This window comes from Thermococcus sp. ES12 (assembly GCF_012027515.1).
Lineage (GTDB): Archaea > Methanobacteriota_B > Thermococci > Thermococcales > Thermococcaceae > Thermococcus > Thermococcus barossii.
Genome location: NZ_SNUP01000136.1, coordinates 1 through 392, shown reverse-complemented (window position 1 = coordinate 392; position 392 = coordinate 1). Strand labels below are relative to the sequence as shown.

General features: G+C 47.4%; 1 protein-coding gene. It reads left to right on the top strand.

From position 1 onward, the window contains the following. Positions 1–30 precede the first annotated feature (30 nt). A partial coding sequence (locus tag E3E37_RS11435; RefSeq protein WP_167717471.1) for an NTP transferase domain-containing protein occupies positions 31–392 on the top strand: 362 nt, incomplete at its 3' end.

Here is a 392-nt window from a genome sequence, read left to right as displayed (position 1 = left end):
ACACTAAAGCACCAACGTGGAGGGAAGGAATTGATCGGAGCGGTTCTAGCGGGAGGCAGGTCAAAGCGCTTTGGTGGAAACAAACTTCTGTACAGAATTGACGGAAAGCCATTGATCCTTCATACAATTGAGAGACTTGAATCAGCGGATGAAATAGACGAAGTTGTCATTGTTGCTTCCCCTAAAAACGCTGAAAAGCTGAAAACCTTTGGCTACCAGGTTCTTGTTGATGAGCTTCTCGTTGGCCCAATTGGAGGAATATTTACGACCCTATACCTCGGGGATTCTTTCGTTGTTGCAGGAGATATGCCCACGCTCGTCCCGGAGTTCATCGACTACATAGTCCGCGAATTCAAAAAGAGTGAAAAGGTTACCTGCGTTCCGCGCTGGAG